The 12812-nt window shown below is 27.2% G+C and carries 14 protein-coding genes; 9 read left to right on the top strand and 5 right to left on the bottom strand.

What is annotated here, in order from left to right:
- Positions 1 to 135 precede the first annotated feature (135 nt).
- The 8 genes from R4K56_RS08050 (at position 136) to R4K56_RS08015 (ending at position 6753) form a co-directional block, all read left to right on the top strand.
- The gene (locus R4K56_RS08050) at positions 136 to 576 is read left to right on the top strand and encodes a hypothetical protein (protein WP_335771851.1); all 441 of its coding nucleotides are present in this window, start codon (positions 136 to 138) and stop codon (positions 574 to 576) included.
- A 38-nt stretch (positions 577 to 614) separates the two neighbouring features.
- Positions 615 to 1133 carry a hypothetical protein gene (locus tag R4K56_RS08045; RefSeq protein WP_335771850.1) on the top strand — a complete coding sequence of 173 codons (519 nt, stop codon included), beginning with the start codon at positions 615 to 617 and terminating at the stop codon, positions 1131 to 1133.
- Between the two features lie 160 nt (positions 1134 to 1293).
- A complete protein-coding gene (locus R4K56_RS08040; protein WP_335771849.1) occupies positions 1294 to 2628 on the top strand; it encodes a CHAT domain-containing protein in 1335 nt (444 codons plus the stop codon).
- Positions 2621 to 3664, top strand: coding sequence for an N-acetylmuramoyl-L-alanine amidase (locus R4K56_RS08035; protein ID WP_335756838.1), 1044 nt, complete (start codon positions 2621 to 2623; stop codon positions 3662 to 3664). The genes R4K56_RS08040 and R4K56_RS08035 overlap by 8 nt, the downstream gene beginning before the upstream one ends.
- A gap of 10 nt (positions 3665 to 3674) precedes the next feature.
- Entirely contained in the window at positions 3675 to 4349 is a 675-nt protein-coding gene (locus R4K56_RS08030; protein WP_335759600.1) for an SAM-dependent methyltransferase, read from the top strand.
- Between the two features lie 385 nt (positions 4350 to 4734).
- Positions 4735 to 5565 (top strand): histidinol-phosphatase HisJ family protein, encoded by an 831-nt coding sequence (locus tag R4K56_RS08025; RefSeq protein ID WP_335759601.1) that lies wholly within the window; start codon positions 4735 to 4737, stop codon positions 5563 to 5565.
- Positions 5566 to 5627: 62 nt separating this feature from the next.
- Entirely contained in the window at positions 5628 to 6011 is a 384-nt protein-coding gene (locus R4K56_RS08020) for a hypothetical protein (RefSeq protein ID WP_335756841.1), read from the top strand.
- A gap of 28 nt (positions 6012 to 6039) precedes the next feature.
- Positions 6040 to 6753: a hypothetical protein gene (locus R4K56_RS08015; RefSeq protein WP_335771848.1), complete on the top strand. Its 714-nt coding sequence runs from the start codon at positions 6040 to 6042 to the stop codon at positions 6751 to 6753.
- Positions 6754 to 7206: 453 nt separating this feature from the next.
- Here R4K56_RS08015 and R4K56_RS08010 read toward each other — a convergent pair whose 3' ends face one another.
- The 3 genes from R4K56_RS08010 to R4K56_RS08000 all read right to left on the bottom strand — a co-directional run bounded on the left by R4K56_RS08010 (position 7207) and on the right by R4K56_RS08000 (position 10365).
- Positions 7207 to 7983 carry a tetratricopeptide repeat protein gene (locus tag R4K56_RS08010; RefSeq protein WP_335771847.1) on the bottom strand — a complete coding sequence of 259 codons (777 nt, stop codon included), beginning with the start codon at positions 7981 to 7983 and terminating at the stop codon, positions 7207 to 7209.
- Positions 7984 to 8674: 691 nt separating this feature from the next.
- A complete protein-coding gene (locus tag R4K56_RS08005; RefSeq protein WP_335771846.1) occupies positions 8675 to 9343 on the bottom strand; it encodes a DNA alkylation repair protein in 669 nt (222 codons plus the stop codon).
- A 17-nt stretch (positions 9344 to 9360) separates the two neighbouring features.
- The gene (locus tag R4K56_RS08000) at positions 9361 to 10365 is read right to left on the bottom strand and encodes an Ldh family oxidoreductase (protein WP_335771845.1); all 1005 of its coding nucleotides are present in this window, start codon (positions 10363 to 10365) and stop codon (positions 9361 to 9363) included.
- A gap of 233 nt (positions 10366 to 10598) precedes the next feature.
- Between R4K56_RS08000 and R4K56_RS07995 the strand changes: the two genes are divergently transcribed.
- The gene (locus R4K56_RS07995) at positions 10599 to 11456 is read left to right on the top strand and encodes a hypothetical protein (protein WP_335756846.1); all 858 of its coding nucleotides are present in this window, start codon (positions 10599 to 10601) and stop codon (positions 11454 to 11456) included.
- A gap of 82 nt (positions 11457 to 11538) precedes the next feature.
- Here the strand turns inward: R4K56_RS07995 and R4K56_RS07990 are convergent, their stop codons facing one another.
- Together R4K56_RS07990 and R4K56_RS07985 are read right to left on the bottom strand one after the other, a co-directional pair.
- Entirely contained in the window at positions 11539 to 11790 is a 252-nt protein-coding gene (locus R4K56_RS07990; protein WP_335756847.1) for a PepSY-like domain-containing protein, read from the bottom strand.
- A gap of 49 nt (positions 11791 to 11839) precedes the next feature.
- The gene (locus R4K56_RS07985) at positions 11840 to 12439 is read right to left on the bottom strand and encodes a PepSY-like domain-containing protein (protein WP_335771844.1); all 600 of its coding nucleotides are present in this window, start codon (positions 12437 to 12439) and stop codon (positions 11840 to 11842) included.
- Between the last annotated feature and the right edge of the window lie 373 nt (positions 12440 to 12812).

Below are 12812 nucleotides of genomic sequence, written 5' to 3'. Positions count from 1 at the left end.
AATTCTTCTAATAATAGTAATGAAGGAAATAACAATGGTTCAAATGAAGATAATTTTGGCAATGGTTCTGGAAACAATGCTGGAGAAAATAATTCTGGCGAAGACAATGATAACTCAGAAAATATTACGAAAACTATGTATTTTAAGTTCAAAATTTCTGGAAAATCTTCTCAAGAAGCATTTAATAAAAATGATATTTTTCCTAGAGAATTGAGTATAAAAAATTATGCTAATGATAAGACTTTCACTCATACAGGTAATTGGGGAGATCCAGGATATATTGTAAATTATTTATTTTGTGATGATAAAATAGGTAATAGTATGAGTATGCCTTTTTATGCCGGCGATGCCAAATTAGAAATTTTATACAAAGAAAAAGATACTGAAATAACATTTAAAGGATATATTTGGATTGGCAATTCAGGAACTCTATTTTTTAGGAATGATTTTTCTTGTACTGTATCTTTAAAAGATTTTGATGAGGTAAAAAATAATAATACAGCTTTAATTTCTATAGTATTGTATCCGGATAATAGTACATATCAATGTACATTTGATGGATTTGAAAGTAAATAGTTATATTAAGATATAACATAACTAAAAGGAAATTATTAATGAAGAAAATATTTAATATTGTAATATTATCAATGTTTTTATTTATTTTAATTGGATGCGGTACTAGCGGAGTATATAATCCTGGTAATTCTAAAATCATGTATTTTCAATTGAAAGTAGAAGGTGAATCGATGAATCAGGCTTTTAGAGTTGATGAAACTATGTATGCCAACAGAATAAGTATAGAAACGGATAATGGACAAACTTATACATATTCATCTGCAAGAGGGCCTTATTATTTTTGTAATAATAGAGATATGGGAAATACTATGACAACAGAATCATATATTAAATCAGAAAAATTATATGGTTCATATAGCGGAAATACTGGTTCTTTTGATTTTTATATATGGGTTGGATATGATGCTCATTTAATATTAAGAAGAAATATTTCTATAAAAATACCTTTAGATACTTTTAATGAAGATATTCATAAAAATACTGCTTTAATTACATTAAAATTATTGCCTGATGAGGATAGATATACATTCACACTTGATGGGTTTGAAAGCAAATAAGGTATAATAAAAACATATATCTATTTTATTTATGCATTCTAATATAATATCCGATTATATTTTTAATAGTTAAAATGCTGTTTTTTAATTTGATTATATAAAAAATTACTATATAATAATTGAAATTAATTAATAATATAAATGAATATAAGTTATTAATATGGAAGATAGTAAATCATATATTATAACACAAGATAGAGATTATTTTTTATCTCATAGCATTGAATATATTTCTTTAAAAAATTCTTCTATAAAGAAGATTTTAAAAGGATTAAAAAAAGATAATAGTATAATAAATATATTTTTATATGATGATGAAAAGAATAAATTATACGGATATTATGAAGTTGATTTGAATAATGATAAAAAAGAAACAGATAAAGATCACACTAATATTTATATAGAAGATAATTATAAAAGAAGACGCGGCATATATTATAAACTAGAAGAAAAGTATTCAGATTTTTCAGTATATGAAATAGATTCAAATACATTTTCAAAATTAAGAGATAGATTAGTTCTTTTGAATGATAATATATCTCAAACATTTTTTTCTTATAGTATAGAAAATGATATTTTTAAGTATAAGGGAATAGAAACGCACCCATCGCTTTATGTGGCAGAATATGAAAAGCATTTTGATTATAAAGCTTATGAAAGTATATATAAAGAATATTTGCGTTTGCTTAAAAACTCAAATAGTGAGAGCAATAATATAGATAAATATATAGAAATTGGAAGCTATTTAATGAATATGCTTATACCTGAAAAGGATTTTAGGGAGCATTTACTTGATGGATTTAGAATAGTTTATTTGCATGCTGATAATAATAATACATATAATATACCTTGGGATATATTATCTTATGAGGGTAAATTTATATCAGAGAATATAATTTTTTCTCATGCAAATGCTGCAAATATACTTCATCATAATAGCAAAAGAATCAGTAATAGAAAATTAAAAATGGCTATTGTTTCAATACCTAATGATGATATTACTTTTGATAAAAAAGAAATAGACAGTATTTTAATGCTTTCCAATGATGCTAAAAATATAGAAATAGATTTATACAAAAAAGAACATAATTATTTTGAGTTTATTAAAGTATTAGAGAGTTATGACATAGTTCATATAATAACACATGGATACAGTGACGGCATAAAATTAAGCGATGATTATATATTAAATTCAGTTGGGGCATTGGAAAATCCTCCATCACTTGTATTCATTAATGCATGCAATATGGAAGAAACAGATAATAATTTAACTAAATCATTATTATCATCTGGAGTTGGTACTGTAATATCTGGAATTGGTTCTTTAGCTGACGGCATGTATATAGATTTTATATACAGTTTTTATAGTAATTTGCTTCATAAACATGCTAGAATAAATACTGCTCAAGCATATTATTTTGCTTATGTTGAAGTTAAAGAGTTTTATAAAGGTTTTATACGCTATAGATTTAACGGAGTTCCTATATATGTTTAAAATGACGAAAATATTTTTTTTATTAATATTTATATTGCTGTTTTCATCTTGCAGCAATGATGATGATGTTACTCCTATAAGAAGCAGAAAGATTGCTCCTAAAATATCTACAGTATATAAATCGCCGGCTTATAATTTAAGAATAAAATATATTATACTTCATTATACTGCATTAGATGATGATTTATCTTTAAAAGTTTTGACAGATCCTGGAGTTTCAGCACATTATTTAGTAACTACAAGACCTGAAGATCCTATATATAAACTTGTAGATGATAATGACAGAGCTTGGCATGCTGGTGTTACAATGTATGATAACAGACATACTATGAATGATACTTCTATTGGTATTGAAATAGTTAATTTAGGATTTTTACAAAAAGTTACTAATACACATGAAGAATTATCAAGAATGACAAAAAAGGAAAGAGAGAATTTATTTTTTATTCCTTATGATGAATATATAGAATTTAAAGAAAGTCAAATAGAAAAAATAGTATACCTGCTTAATAATTTAATAGATAAGTACGGAGTAAAACCTTATAATATATTAGGGCATTCAGATATAGCACCATACAGAAAAAAAGACCCTGGCCCAAAATTTCCTTGGAAAAGACTTTATGAGGAATATAATTTAGGTATATGGTATGATGAATATGATTATACAAATTTCCTTAATGATGATCAATATAAAAAGGCAAAAGTGCTTGATATAAAAGAGGAATTTGTAAAATATGGTTATACAAGCATGCCTACTAATAATGTTTGGGATTTTGACTCAAGAAAAGTTTTATATGCTTTTCAATGCCATTTCAGACCAGAAAAGATAGACGGAAATATCGATAATGAAACTTATGCTGTTATTAGAGCTTTAAATGCAAAGGTGAAAAAAATTAATGAAATGGAAGAGCGTTCTAAAGCTAATAACTTCTTAACTAATACATTCTTCACCAATATATTTATAAGTAATAACATGATAAGTACAAATTGGAATTATATGTATACTAATAGTTTATTGAATAGAAATCAAAATTAAGGTTTTATTTATGGTAACAGTTTATATTGCGGCAAGAGATATAGGAAACTATAAAGATAATACAGAGAGATTAAAAGAAATTTTGATAGAAAGTGATATTATTTTAGTTGAAAGTTTCAGAGAGGCTACAACACTTTTTAAAGCATTAGATATCAAAAAAGACAGAGAATGTTTAATAGAGTTTAGCGAGCATACTAAGAAGGCAAAGGATATTGATGAAATAATAACTAAAATAATTAATTGTAAAACAGTTTCTCTTATAAGCGATTGCGGAACCCCCGTTTTGGAGGATCCTGGAAGATTGCTTATTGAGTATTGTTATTCGCATAATATACGTGTGCGTCCTGTAGCGGGGGTAAGCAGCGTTACTGCGGCAATTATGTGCCTTCCTTTCAATTTCAAAGAATTCTACTATGCTGGTCTTTTGCCTCGCGATGACAGAGAAAGAGAAAAGAAATTATCATATTTAAAAAGATTGAATGTTCCTGTAATAATTTTGGATACTCCTTACAGACTTGGAAAGGTTTTGAATGCTGTTAAAAAAGTTTATTCTAAAGACAGACAGGTTGCTTTATGTCTTGATATAACTACAGATAATGAAGAAATAATAATAGATGAAATAAGCAATATATGTGCTAAATATCAGGACAATAAAAAAAGAGAATTTGTATTGGTTATAAGTTAATTTTATATTCAAAATATACCTAAACAATTATATTTTGTCAAAAATAAATTTATATTTTTATTTTAATATCTGTGGCTTTGCCCACCGCTCTGCGTGCTTACGCAAGCCCCCACTTCTTTTGGTGACTCAAAGAAGCAAAAGGACTATATTTTATCTTAAATTAATTAATTATTTTTACATGTAAAACAATTTTAGTATGATTTTGTACTAATTTTATACTTGCACTTTCGCGAAGCGTATCCGAGCTTGCGAGGATATAGGTTCTTTGACGAAGTCCGCAGAGCGTATGCGGCGGGAAAAAGAACAACAAAAAAATTGACAAACTCTAAAATTTTTAGTATATATATTTAATAAAATTTTATATAAAAAATAAAAGGGGTATAGTATGTTAGCAGATTATCATGTACATACAGAGTTTAGCGATGATTCTAAATATCCGTTAGAAGAACTTATTAAAGATGCTATAAAATTGCATATAGATGATATTTGTCTTACAGATCATGTGGATTATGGTATTAAAGTTGATTGGGACAGCAGTAAAAATATAGAGTATAGAGGCAATGAACCTTTTGCCAATGTTGATTATGAAAAATATGCAAAAGATATAAAAAGAATGCAGGAAAAGTATGGCGATAAAATCAAGATAAAAATGGGGCTTGAATTTGGAATTCAAATGCATACTATAGATAAATATGAGGCATTATTTAAAAGATATCCTTTTGATTTTATTATTCTTTCAGTGCATCAGGTAAATGATAAAGAATTTTGGACTCAGGATTTTCAAAAAGGAAAGAGTCAAAAAGAATATAATGAGGCATATTATAATGAGATACTTGGCATTATAAAGAAATACAAAAATTATTCTGTATTAGGGCATCTTGATTTGATTGTAAGATATGATGAGAATGGTGTATATCCTTTTGAGAATGTTAAGCCGATTATAGAAGATATATTAAAAATAGTTATAAATGATAATAGGGGAATAGAGTTTAACACTTCATATCATAGGTATGGTTTGAAAGATACTACTCCTTCTATGGAAATTTTAAAATTATATCATAAATTAGGCGGTAAGATTATTACTATAGGAAGCGATAGTCATAAGCCGGAGCATTTAGGTTTTTATATAAAAGAAGCTAAAGATATTCTTAAAAGTATAGGATTCAAGCAGTTTTGCACTTATGATAAAATGATTCCGACTTTTCATGATTTATAAGAAATATTGACAATGATTCATCAAAATATATAATAAAAAATAAAATAATGGAGGTTTATATTATGGTATTAGATGAAGTAAGAAAATATTATGACTTAATAAAGTCTACAGAGTTAAGGGCTTTATATGATGATGATTTTCAATTCGAGCTTATAGAAAATGAATTGGATTTTGAAAGGCATATATCCGATTTAGATGAAAGCGAAAAATTGAAAGTTAGAAATGCTGTAGAAAATGAATTAAGAGAATCTAAAGGCATAGTTTTCTATAGTTCAGAGAGTGCAGGAGATGTTTATTCCAGTTTGGAAGATTTCTTAGTTTATTTACTCAATGAGATATTATATCAAAAATTATTGGTAAACACTGAAAGAGGAAAGTTATCTAGTAACTTTATGGAATTGGAAATCAGTATAAAAAAACTTCTTATATTGATATGGACTAAGTAATATTGTGTAATAAAAAAGGAGGAAAATTATGAAAAAGGTTTATGTATTATTATTGTTGAATTTTATATTTTTTGCTTCATGTAGCAGATCGGTAAAATCATCTTTTGAGGTTGTATCTTCAAGCAAAGAAGACAATAACATTAAAGTAGTAGTTGAGGCTAAAAAATCCGGAAGACAATCAGAGAATATATTCTTAATTACACAATTCTTAGATAATAATGATGTTATAGTTAATACTTCTATGTCTCAAATAGGGCCTATGATGTTTGATGCTGGTAAATATGAATTTAGTGTTCCAGTACCTACAAATTCTTTTGCTAAATATACTAATATGATAGATGAAATCGCTCCGGAAAAAGCAGAGAAGGTAGTATATAGAACTGGATATGGAAATAGTTTTTTCTCATATTGGATGCTTATGGAGATGATGGATAGTAGAAGACCTGTTTATTATGATACTTATGGCGACAGGAGAACTATTGACAGAGATTATTATGATGACAGATATACAACTGCTAGAAGAAGCGGCGGAGGTCTTTTCAACAGAAATTATTCTAAAAAGACAACTTCAGGTAATAGCAGTACAGGTTCGGGAGGTCTTTTCAGCGGAAGTTCTTCTAAAAAAACAACTGTAAATGATAATAATAGTACAAGTAAAAGACGTACATTATTTAAATCTGGTTCAGGAAGTTCAACAAGAAAAAAATCTACTTTCAGACGCTCATCAACTAGAAGAAGATAATTTTAAAATTTAATATTTTATTAACGCACGTTAAATAAAGCTAAAAATATGAATTTATTCGTGATTCAAATTTATTTATATTATTAAGTTAGTTTACCGTGCGGTAAATAGTTTTTTAAATCTAATCAATACTTGGGTGGGTGCTAAAATTTCTCATTAAGCCATAAATATAAATAATATTAAAATTCAAAATAAAGCATTAAATTTTAAAGGGCGGGGTATGTCAATAAAGTTTTAAACCTTAATTACATTTCCCCACCCTTTATGTTTATTATTTTAATTTGTAATGATTATTTTTTATTTCTTTAAAATTTAAATAGAATTTCTAACAGCCCACCCAAGAGTTTTTTAAATTTATAGTATATTCAGCGCACGTTAAGTAAAGCTAAATATATAGATTAATTTGTAATTCAAATTTTATTATATTGTTAATTTTGTTTACCGTGCGTAAAGTCATTTCAAACCATATTTATTTTGAAGATTTTTTATATTATTTTTAGCTATGTTATTATTAGAATCTAATTTCAAAGCCTTTTTATAATCTTTTAATGCATCTTTATACTGTCCTAAATTTTCTTTAGATACTCCTCTGTTATTATAAACATCACTATAACTAGGGTTTAACTCTATAGATTTATCAAAATCTTTAATAGCTTCTTTATATTGTCCTAAATTTCCTTTAGCAAGTCCCCTGTTATTATAAGCATTACTATCATTAGGGTCTAACTCTATTGCTTTGTCATAGTCTTTTATGGCTTCTTCATACTGTCCTAAAATTTTTTTAGCAATTCCTCTATTGCTATAAGCAGAACTATAATTATGGTCTAAGTCTATTGCTTTGTCATAGTCTTTAATAGCTTCTTTATATTGTCCTAAATTTTTTTTAGCAATTCCTCTGTTATTATAAGCATCACTATCATTAGGGGATAACTCTATTACTTTATCATAGTCTTTAATAGCTTCTTCATACTGTCCTAGATTATATTTGGCAATTCCTCTGTTATTATAAGCATCGCTATCATTAGGGGCTAACTCTATGGCTTTGTCATAGTCTTTTATAGCTTCTTTATACTGTCCTAAATTTTCCTTAGATACTCCTCTGTTATAATAAGCATTACTATAATTAGGGTCTAACTCTATTGCTTTATCAAAAGATTCTATAGCTTCTTTGTATTTTCTCTCTTTATGATAATTAATACCTTCTTTATAATATTTTTCTGATGATGACATATTTTACCTCAAATAATTTTTTATTATAAAAATAATATATTTCGTTTTTTAGTATTTTCAAGTTAATATTATTAAAAATCCCACCCTTTATATTTATTATTTTAATTTGTAATTATTATTTTTTATTTCTTTGATGTTTAAAAGAAATTGTTAACGCCCACCCAAGATTTTTTTAAATTTATAGCGTATTCACCGCACGTGGAATGAACTAAATATATAGATTCATTTGAAATTTAAATTTTATCATATTGTTAATTTTGTTTACCGTGCGTTAAATAATTTTTTAATCTAATCAATACTTTGGCGGGTGCTGTAATTTCTAATTGAGCCATAAATATAATTAACGTTATAATTCAAAATAAAGCAGTAAATTTAGAATGGCGGGGGTATGTAATTAAAGTTTTAAAGCTTAATTACATTTGCCCACCCTTTATATTTATTATTTTAATTTGTAATTATTATTTTTTATTTCTTTGAGGTATAAATAGAATTTCTAACAGCCCACCCAAGATTTTTTTAAATTTGTAATGCATTCACCGCACGAAGAATAAAGCTAAAAAATACATATTAATTTGTAATTCAAATTTTATTATATTGTTAATTTTGTTTACCGTGCGTTAAATAATTTTTAAATCTAATTACCACTTGGGGGGTGCTATTTAGCGAGTTTATCATTAGCAACAATAATAAATTAAATATATTTGCTTGCTTCTTTAATGCTGAGATTAGCCATGTTTTCTTTATGCCTTTCTATAAAATCACGAACCCAATCAGGATTAGTTTTACTGTAATCCCTTAAAGACCAGCCTATTGCTTTGTTTATGAAAAACTCTTTATTGTTTAAATTGTTTATTATTATTTTTTCTAATAATTCAGTATTAGTTTTATGTTTCCTTAAAAGCTGATGATCTATAGCTATTCTCCTAAGCCAAATATTATCAGATAAAGACCATTCTAAAAGTATATTATTGACAGACTCATCTCTTAAAGCAATATCACCTATAATTCTATCCAGAAAATCTATACTGTCCCACCAAGATTTTGTAAGAGCATATCCTTTTAATTTTTCTATATGACTTTTATTTAAATATTTCTTTTTTAAAATTAGATAATCTACAGCAGCATATTGAAATTCTCTGTATTTATTATCATAGCATTTGTCTGTGAAGTTGAAATCAATAAAATCTTTTTCATCTTTTGGAATAGTTTTAAATACTTTTTTCTCAGCTTCCTTTCTCTCTTTTGAATGAATACCTAAAAACTCAAAATTATTTTTCATGTACTTAGCCATGAAAACGGCTTCTTTTTTATTTCTTAATTTTTCAAATTCTTCTGAAAGAATAGTATATAAGTCGATCATTAAATGAAACCTTAAAATTATTTATCAAAAATATACTTATAAACATGTTCAGATAAAGGTATTCCATTTTTTAAATAATCAAAAGAACAAGCTTCTTTTCTCTCTCCGGGAATTGATATAGTTTCACCTTCTTTTAAAGCAGGTTCTTTTCTTATATCATCAATAAATGACTGAACAGTGTTTAAATAGGTATCCAAATCATTATAAACAGCAGGATCAACAACAAGCATAAATGTAGAAAGATTTCTCTTTTTGTCCATATCGCCATACATTTTCACTAAATTATTGCAGTATGCTTGTCCTATTAAAAGCCCAGTGAAAGCCTCTACCATAGTCATTATTAAATAACCTTTAACACCTCCAAAAGGAACAACATACCTTATTTCATTAGGATCACTGCTTGGATTGCCGTTTTCATCAACCCCCCAATGCATAGGAACTGTTTCATTATTTTCACGTGCTGTAAATATGCGTCCGAGAGATACCTCGCTTGTCGCCATATCTCCAAGTATAAAATCTTTTTTGCCAGGGAAGCCGTAGCTTATAGGATTGGTTCCGAAAAATGATCTCTTTCCGCCAAAAGGTATAACACAAGGATCTGTATTAACCATTATTAAAGAAACCTTATTTTGATGTATAGCCATTTTATTATAATAGCCTAAAGCACCTGCATGACTATTATTTTTTATTCCTATTAAAGCAATCCCCTGTTTTTCAACTGTTTCTAAAGCCCATTCCATAGCATACTGCGTTGCAACATGTCCGAATCCGCCGTCAGCATCCATTAATGCAAAAGAAGGTCTTTTTTCTTCTATATTGAATTTTGAATTTAAATTTATTCCGCCCGCTTTTATTCTTTCTATATAATGTTCAACTCTTAAAACTCCATGAGAATGTATGCCTCTTAGATCAGCGTAAATTAATAAATCTGTTACAATAGAAGCCTGTTCATTTGATACACCTGCTGCTTTGAATTTATCATATACTTTTTGCATTAAATCATTTACTTTTACTTTAACCATACACAAAACCTTTATATTGTAGTAAACATAATAGAGTTTACATAATTATAACTATAAAGTCAATAACTTTGATTATTTATTTTATTTATATCTGCAGAATAATGTATAAAATGTAGTATATATTACCTTACTAATTAAAATCGTATTTATTTTATATCAAATTCAAAAAATAGACATATTTGAATTTTTGTAGGATATGTTATAATGAGGCTAATAATAATTGGAGAGTTTTTATGAATAAAATATTTTTATTATTTTTAGTCTTTGCTGTAAATATATATGCTTTTGATGAGGGCTTTATATGGGGAGTAAAAGCAAATTTTAATGGCACAGCAACATTACCGTCTATGCAGGATTCTGATTTGAAAAAATTATCTATGAAGGATATGAATGGTGCTGTAGGATATACTATGGATGGAGAACTTGAATTAGGTTATTTATTTGGATCTGAAAGATGGTTTAATATGAATAATGAAAAATTCAGCGGTATGAGTTTATTCGGCTATTTAGGTATAGGAAATGGATTTTTGGGACAAAATTTTTCAGGTACTTTAACAGATGCCGGTACTCAAAAAGAAGTAAGAATATTTGTTAATTTAACTTATACTCCTGTAATGAATTTTGGGGTAGGTACTAGAGTATATTTATTGAAAAGCAGATTATCTTTGGGATTAATGCTTGGAGGTAAAGTAATACTTACAAAATCTCCTGAGGCTTATGTATATGCTGATGATCCATCTTCAGTAAATAGTATAGCAGATGTGAATTTACCTCAAATAGGACAAGTAGTTGTAAGCGATGCTTTCAATAAAAGTGTTACAAGACTTATGTTGAGCGTAAAATTTATGTTGGAATACAATCAGCCTATTACAGATAATGTTGAACTTGTACTTGGTGCTTATACTAGATTTAATATGTATAATCCTAAATATTTAATTATGCCTAGCTCTGTAGAAAAAGTTATTAATAAATTTGAAGGACAAGATGGTTCATTAAAATTAGAAAATACTAAACTTCCTTCATATTATATAAACTCTTTAGACTTTGGATTAAGTATAGGTTTTGCTTTCAGTGCTTCCAGCAAAGAATAAAATAACAAAAATTAAAATAAAAAGTAGGTATATTTAATATAATATACCTACTTTAATTTATAAGAGCTTTCAAAGTCAATTATCAATCATCAAATTCCTGACCTAATAACTGTCCGGATTTATCAATGTATAATTCCATCATATTATCCAATTTTACTTTATATACATTGTAATGTTCCATTTCTACTGCCCAAATTTGAGCCTGCGGATAAGTCTGTCTTGCTGTTGTTAATACTGCCTGAGGAACCTGATTAAGAGGTACATACCAGTCAGCGAATAAAGCAGAAGTACTTAAAACTGTTAAAGCTATTAATAAACAAAGTATTTTTTTCATATATATTCCTCCTTTTTTTATATATATAAAAGCTTTATTAATAATTAAATTAGTCGTCCCATTTTTGTCCTAATAACTGACCATTGCTGTCAATATATAATTCCATCATATTGTTTAATTTAATTTCAAAAGTAGTAAATTGTTTTTCTATTTTTACTATAGCAGCATTAGGATAAGTATTTCTTACTGTGTTCATAACATTAGCAGGTAATATAGTAGTTGGCATATTTCCATAACATTTTACTTCTTTCCAATCGCCATTAGGGAAGAAATTGATTTCTGTACCATTTTCTAAATATACTTCTATTTCCTCCCAATCTCTTTCTATATAAGTTACTTTAACATTAGCAAAATGCTGTTTGATAAAATTCTGAGCATTTTGAGGTATAGAAGATAATTGAACTCCGTAACCATATTGAGCATTGTTTCCGCTTTGCTGAGCATAAGGGTTTTGATAATTTTGCTGCTGATCTTGTACTTGAGGCTGACCATAAGGATCATATCCGCCTTGTTGTCCCTGCTGTCCGTAAGGGTCTTGATATCCTCCGCCTTGCTGATTATCATAATAACCGTCATATTGAGCAAATAATGAACCTGCACAAATTCCTAAAACAAAAATAATTGATAATGCTTTTTTTATAGTAGTCATAATACTCTCCTTTTTATAAAATGAATGTAAAGCCTATCTACATAGTAAGTAAATTATCTTTACAATTATATTATAGTACATTTACAGAATAATGTCAATTAAATTTACTGTTTTTTTACTAAAATTTTACAGTTTTTTATATTTATTTTATTAGTAAAAATTATATTTAAAAACTTATCAAAAAATTAAAAAAAATTTAATAATTTTGCGATTATATTTATTAAAATACGTATTATATATTGACATTTAGTATCTTTGCTATATGATTTTATGACAATTGATGGAAGGTAAAAATGTTTGATATAATCGCATCGCATCGCATCGCATCGCATCGCATCGCATCGCATCGCATCGCATCGCATCGCATCGCATC

This window comes from Brachyspira pulli, from assembly GCF_036997785.1.
GTDB classification, from domain to species: Bacteria; Spirochaetota; Brachyspiria; order Brachyspirales; family Brachyspiraceae; genus Brachyspira; species Brachyspira pulli.
The sequence above is the reverse complement of the archived record's forward strand: the minus strand, read 5'-3'. Positions and strand labels throughout refer to the sequence as shown.

Excerpts from the sequence above, each read along its gene's own strand:
- R4K56_RS08050 (WP_335771851.1), top strand. The coding sequence starts at position 136 with ATGTATTTTAAGTTCAAAATTTCTGGAAAATCTTCTCAAGAAGCATTT.
- R4K56_RS08045 (WP_335771850.1), top strand. The coding sequence starts at position 615 with ATGAAGAAAATATTTAATATTGTAATATTATCAATGTTTTTATTTATT.
- R4K56_RS08040 (WP_335771849.1), top strand. The coding sequence starts at position 1,294 with ATGGAAGATAGTAAATCATATATTATAACACAAGATAGAGATTATTTT.
- R4K56_RS08035 (WP_335756838.1), top strand. The coding sequence starts at position 2,621 with ATGTTTAAAATGACGAAAATATTTTTTTTATTAATATTTATATTGCTG.
- R4K56_RS08030 (WP_335759600.1), top strand. The coding sequence starts at position 3,675 with ATGGTAACAGTTTATATTGCGGCAAGAGATATAGGAAACTATAAAGAT.
- R4K56_RS08025 (WP_335759601.1), top strand. The coding sequence starts at position 4,735 with ATGTTAGCAGATTATCATGTACATACAGAGTTTAGCGATGATTCTAAA.
- R4K56_RS08020 (WP_335756841.1), top strand. The coding sequence starts at position 5,628 with ATGGTATTAGATGAAGTAAGAAAATATTATGACTTAATAAAGTCTACA.
- R4K56_RS08015 (WP_335771848.1), top strand. The coding sequence starts at position 6,040 with ATGAAAAAGGTTTATGTATTATTATTGTTGAATTTTATATTTTTTGCT.
- R4K56_RS08010 (WP_335771847.1), bottom strand. The coding sequence starts at position 7,983 with ATGTCATCATCAGAAAAATATTATAAAGAAGGTATTAATTATCATAAA.
- R4K56_RS08005 (WP_335771846.1), bottom strand. The coding sequence starts at position 9,343 with ATGATCGACTTATATACTATTCTTTCAGAAGAATTTGAAAAATTAAGA.
- R4K56_RS08000 (WP_335771845.1), bottom strand. The coding sequence starts at position 10,365 with ATGGTTAAAGTAAAAGTAAATGATTTAATGCAAAAAGTATATGATAAA.
- R4K56_RS07995 (WP_335756846.1), top strand. The coding sequence starts at position 10,599 with ATGAATAAAATATTTTTATTATTTTTAGTCTTTGCTGTAAATATATAT.
- R4K56_RS07990 (WP_335756847.1), bottom strand. The coding sequence starts at position 11,790 with ATGAAAAAAATACTTTGTTTATTAATAGCTTTAACAGTTTTAAGTACT.
- R4K56_RS07985 (WP_335771844.1), bottom strand. The coding sequence starts at position 12,439 with ATGACTACTATAAAAAAAGCATTATCAATTATTTTTGTTTTAGGAATT.